Consider the following 4,627-nt stretch of genomic DNA (forward strand, 5'->3'; position numbering starts at 1 on the left):
AATGTCATAGTTGCTAAATCACCCACTGTAATGAATAACAAGAGACGTTCTTCTCAGCACCTTACTTTTGAAAAAGATAAAATGTTGTTAGTTAGTACAAAATCAAATGTAACTACGACGCTTACTCTGGAAAGATTAAAGGAATAGATTTAGGTAGCGCTCAGAATGGTGGATAACCTCCAACTATCATCCGTAAGCTGGACTTCATTAATATTTCTAATACTACATGATTGCAGAAGCCTAAGCAAATAGCTCAGTGAGCTTATGGTGTTTTAGCATTTGTTGCAGAACGTTATTTGTTAGCTGGAACTGCTCCAATTTGTGTTAGTATTCCCAGTAAATCCACGCAAATCCAATGTTCAGATAATCGATTATTTTCAATACGAAACATAGTAATCGCGCCCACTGCTATTGACTTATTTGATGCAGGAATTCCCTGAAAATCACCATTGTGAGTTCCAGTTATATTTACTCTGCAAGCGATCTTGTTTCCATCTACAATGACATCCTCAATTGAATGATTGAAATCAGAAAAACCTGCATAGATACCTTGGGCTGGACCTTGAAATTGCTCAACATTTAGAGGAGTGGGGATACCTGGAAAGTGAAAAGTCATTTCGTCATTAAAGACTTCTGCCATCTCGGAATAGTCTCCTTTTAAGGCGTCCATTTTTTGATAGTATTCTTCTATTAATTTTTCCATGTGTCTATAATTTTAAGCTTGCTGTTTTTTCGATTTGACCATTAATAATATAAATGTCAGAAGAAGTAATATTTGAATGAGATAAAGTGGCAGAGGTACATTCATTTCTGAAATGAATATATGCTTGCTTGTATTGAGTACGATGAGCAGGAAGCTCATGGTGTAAGCAATCAAAATTTTTGGTTGTTCTCGAACGTAATATGTTATTATTCCTATGGCCATGTACAATACGGCTACTACTGTGGCCATTTCAGCAGCTGCCCAAATACCACTTTCCGATAAATCTGGAAATGAGTCCGATACAATTTGATCTGACATGATAAAAATCCCTATGCCCTGTAGCACAAGCAAAGAAGCGATTATCGTAAAAATTGTTTTTTGATTCATGTTATCATTATTTGATGATTCACAAATCAATGTGTTTACGAGACCAAATGCCTTAACATTTGTTAAGAAGCTATTTTGCTTCTTTCATTGCTTGTTTTCTAATCCGGCTAAGCGATTCCGGGGCGATCCCGATGTAGGCGGCAATTTCGTAATTAGGTACTCTTTGAATTATTAATGGATAATCTTTCATCGTCCTAATATATTTTTCAAGGGCAGATTCGGATTTATCCTTATCAGCATTTTCCATTTCTTTGAGAAAAGCAGTTTGTGTTTTTTTCAGAAAGAATCGCTCGAACGGAGGGATGTTTTGCATTATGAAATCGAAATCTGATTTGGTAATGATTCTCAAATCAGTATCCTCTAAAGTCAACCAGTATGTTTGAGAGGGTTTCTGATTTAAAAAACTATCCAGATCGCCAACCCACCAATCTTCAAAAGCAAAATGATTTATAGATTTTTTTCCATTTTGAAGAATTCGATAATTGCTAACACAGCCCTTCATCACGTAACCAGTAGAGCGACAGGTTTCTCCCTCCCTTCCTATGAAATTGTTTTTTGTATATCGTTTTATGTGAAACTTCGAATGAATGATATCAATTTCTTCTTGGCTAATATTTGGAATTTCTCGAATAGTCTTCTCAAATGATGGTGGTTCTTGCGTACTCATATTATGTTATACACGGTTTTAATAAAACGGTCGTTTTTAATGCCGTTTATTTATTGTTAGCATTAGTACTTGGGATTGAGATGAAAAAATCGTGTTTAAATTCCTCCGTGTTCATTTGTTTTCCGCTTCCTGCACTAGTCAAAAATGATTCATATAATAGCAGTTGTTTACTGTAAAGACTTAACTGAGTTTTTAATTCAGCTGTATCTGGTTGTGTAAACTTATTTCTATACAGATATCTCAATAGATACCCTGCGGTATAGCTTTCGTGTCCAAACATTTCCTTTTGCGAGATTTGTATCATTTGAGCATTCTGAAGTTCGTCAAAAAGCGGAAAGGATTTTTCTTCTTGTGTATTGGCAATCATCAGAATCGGGATAACGTAATCTAATTTATGTTCATCAATAATTTTCGCCAACTTTGGCCAACCATCCTCTGATTTCAAATAGGCAGGATCTCTCCCCTCGAGCGTTGTTTCAAGGGAAATAAATGCATCAACCCCGTGAGATTCGTGTAGAAACTTAAATCCAACTTGGGCTCCAGAACTATGCCCAATAAAGTACAATTGGTCATTAGTGGTTAATGTCTTTGCAAACTGAATTACACTTTTTGGTAGTTCAGTATCATCAAAATCAACACCTTCATATCCATAAGTTTTATTTTCGAACGGTAAGTGAAAATTTGAAGAAACAACGATATAACCTTTGGAAGCAAAATATTCAGCCATTAGAAAGTTTTCATCGGATAAACCTTGTCCACCATGATGATAGACAACGACAGGGAAATCTAATTTATCTGAAATGATCTGGTAACTACTCATTGTCTTGAAAGTCATTAATGTATCTAATACATCAAAATAGGAATAGTTACCATAGTCGATGCTATCATAGTTTATGAAGTCCTCAACGATATTGTATTTCACAAAAAAGGAGTCCATTTTTTCAATCAAAGGATCATAAACACTTTGCAGTTCTGGTGACAGATCTCGATTCCTAAAATCTTTTAACATCATTGGTTCTAGATTATTAGGTTTTACTGGATGCCAAATTTGCAGAAACAGCGGAGTTGGCCCTATGTAATCATATTGAGTATAGCTTGTAGTACTATCATGTAGAAAGTCAAATCGAATGTCACTATTATAAATGACGGTATCACAAAACCCAATTCCATAATCACCTAATTGCACAGATTCATAGAATGAATCTTCTCGATGTGATGAGTCATCGATTTTATTTTCGGATGAGGTGCAGCCAATCAGTAAGAGAATGACATAGGCTATGGATATGTTTTTCAATGTGTTAGGAGTTTATTAATGCTAACGCTAAGCTAGCAGGAGTGCGTCCCGAACTAGCAGAAAGAGCACTAAACTAGCGAAACTGCCAAACCACCACAACTGTATCTACCAAATCGATTGAAAGGAGATTCACGAGGGGATGTGCGGCATGGATGTGAGTATGAGTAAAGCTGCATTTAGAAAGACAAAATCCAGAAGCAAGACAGTTGCTAGGAGAGATGAAACTTGCAGAATGGGTAGCGGAGCGGTGGAGTTCAGATGAAATCTACAGAAAGCACTCTGGCGCATTCGTAACTGTTACCAAATAGTAAGATCAGTCTAGATCATTCAAGTTTTCCAGTCGGTCTTGTCGACCAACAATTGTCATAATTTCTACAACCTCGTCTTTAATTCGATAGAATATTGTATCAACTCCGCACACACATTTTCTGTATCCTTCTTTAATGAAGTCTACAGCCTCAAAGGCAAACGGTCTTTCAGCAATTAGTTCAAATTTGTCAAAGAAATCGTTAAAATATCTATCAGCCTGCTCCTCACCAAATGTAGCGTTTCCATATTGATGTATTCTAATCAAGTCAGCTTTGGCGATGTTGCTGATTCTATATTCCGCCACTAAGATTTAGCTTGTTTTAGAATATCTGCCCGAGAATCGTTGGTGAAACCAGATTCTTCTGCTTTTTCTAACTTCATGCGGATATAATCAATTTTCTGTTGCTGATTTCTTGCCTGGCGTATCAAATCGTTTACCAGTTCGCTTTTACTTGAGTACTCCTGGCTTTCAATTTGTGTCTTAAGCCATTCATCGTTTGGTTCCGTAAAAGATATACTTTGTCGTCCCATGCTTCGCTGTTTGGTGTAAATTTACACCAAAAATATAATAAGTTGCGATTAGAGTTGTAAGAGGAGTTTATTAATGCTAACGCTAAGCTAGCAGGAGTGCGTCCCGAACTAGCAGAAAGACACTAAACTAGTGAAACTGCCTAACCATCACAACTGTATCTACCAAATCGATTGAAAGGAGATTCACGAGGGGATGTGCGCCATGGATGTGGGTATGAACCAGAGGGACTATGCCCTTCAACTATCAGTTCGCACTAGATCTTCCCTTAGCTCAACATTTCTAAACGCTCTGAGAGGGTTACCTTATGTAGAAATTAGTAGAGAATAGGAAGAAACCATAATTAAATAGTTAGGATTTTTTGAATATGAAAATCGAAACAATCAATAATTGACTTTGTTGGTCAAGATTGTAAAGGGTTCTAGTTAATTTTTTGTACTTTAATTGAAAAACCCTGATGCTATGAAAAGTATGACATTTATATCAGTCATTATCCTATTGTTTTCTTGTTCCGAAAAAAAGAAAGTAAATGTGGAACTTGATAATCCAGACAATCTGAGTATCAATGGTGCGTGGGAAGTTACAAATATTGAGAAGAAAAATTCTGATACTGTCATAGTCCAGAATCCTTGGCACAAAAGCATATACATATACACAGACAAGTACTTTAGCATAGCAGCAGCTACTGAAGAAAGACCATCCGCACCTGCACTCGAAAAAGGTGAAAAAATAGATCCT

The 4,627-nt window shown here is 36.4% G+C and carries 7 protein-coding genes; 1 reads left to right on the forward strand and 6 read right to left on the reverse strand.

The window, feature by feature from the left end:
• Positions 1–292: 292 nt before the first annotated feature.
• From ABJG98_RS09510 to ABJG98_RS09535, 6 genes are all read right to left on the reverse strand, one after another.
• A complete protein-coding gene (locus ABJG98_RS09510) occupies positions 293–703 on the reverse strand; it encodes an ester cyclase (RefSeq protein WP_348279273.1) in 411 nt (136 codons plus the stop codon).
• 12 nt (positions 704–715) lie between these two features.
• The gene (locus tag ABJG98_RS09515) at positions 716–1,090 is read right to left on the reverse strand and encodes a hypothetical protein (protein WP_348279274.1); all 375 of its coding nucleotides are present in this window, start codon (positions 1,088–1,090) and stop codon (positions 716–718) included.
• Between the two features lie 70 nt (positions 1,091–1,160).
• Positions 1,161–1,757, reverse strand: a complete 597-nt coding sequence (locus ABJG98_RS09520) for a Crp/Fnr family transcriptional regulator (RefSeq protein WP_348279275.1) — start codon at positions 1,755–1,757, stop codon at positions 1,161–1,163.
• A gap of 46 nt (positions 1,758–1,803) precedes the next feature.
• Positions 1,804–3,051 (reverse strand): hypothetical protein, encoded by a 1,248-nt coding sequence (locus tag ABJG98_RS09525; protein WP_348279276.1) that lies wholly within the window; start codon positions 3,049–3,051, stop codon positions 1,804–1,806.
• 313 nt (positions 3,052–3,364) lie between these two features.
• Complete coding sequence (locus ABJG98_RS09530) at positions 3,365–3,664, reverse strand: type II toxin-antitoxin system RelE/ParE family toxin (protein WP_348279277.1); 300 nt, start codon at positions 3,662–3,664, stop codon at positions 3,365–3,367.
• Positions 3,664–3,891: a type II toxin-antitoxin system ParD family antitoxin gene (locus tag ABJG98_RS09535; RefSeq protein ID WP_348279278.1), complete on the reverse strand. Its 228-nt coding sequence runs from the start codon at positions 3,889–3,891 to the stop codon at positions 3,664–3,666. The genes ABJG98_RS09530 and ABJG98_RS09535 overlap by 1 nt, the downstream gene beginning before the upstream one ends.
• A gap of 469 nt (positions 3,892–4,360) precedes the next feature.
• Between ABJG98_RS09535 and ABJG98_RS09540 the strand changes: the two genes are divergently transcribed.
• The coding region (locus ABJG98_RS09540; RefSeq protein ID WP_348279279.1) for a hypothetical protein at positions 4,361–4,627 on the forward strand (267 nt) is incomplete at its 3' end.

This window comes from Ekhidna sp. (assembly GCF_039960695.1).
Classification (GTDB): Bacteria; Bacteroidota; Bacteroidia; order Cytophagales; family Cyclobacteriaceae; genus Ekhidna.

Bases quoted from the DNA above. Each gene is read 5' to 3' on its own strand.
- ABJG98_RS09510 (WP_348279273.1), bottom strand. From the start codon at position 703: ATGGAAAAATTAATAGAAGAATACTATCAAAAAATGGACGCCTTAAAA.
- ABJG98_RS09515 (WP_348279274.1), bottom strand. From the start codon at position 1,090: ATGAATCAAAAAACAATTTTTACGATAATCGCTTCTTTGCTTGTGCTA.
- ABJG98_RS09520 (WP_348279275.1), bottom strand. From the start codon at position 1,757: ATGAGTACGCAAGAACCACCATCATTTGAGAAGACTATTCGAGAAATT.
- ABJG98_RS09535 (WP_348279278.1), bottom strand. From the start codon at position 3,891: ATGGGACGACAAAGTATATCTTTTACGGAACCAAACGATGAATGGCTT.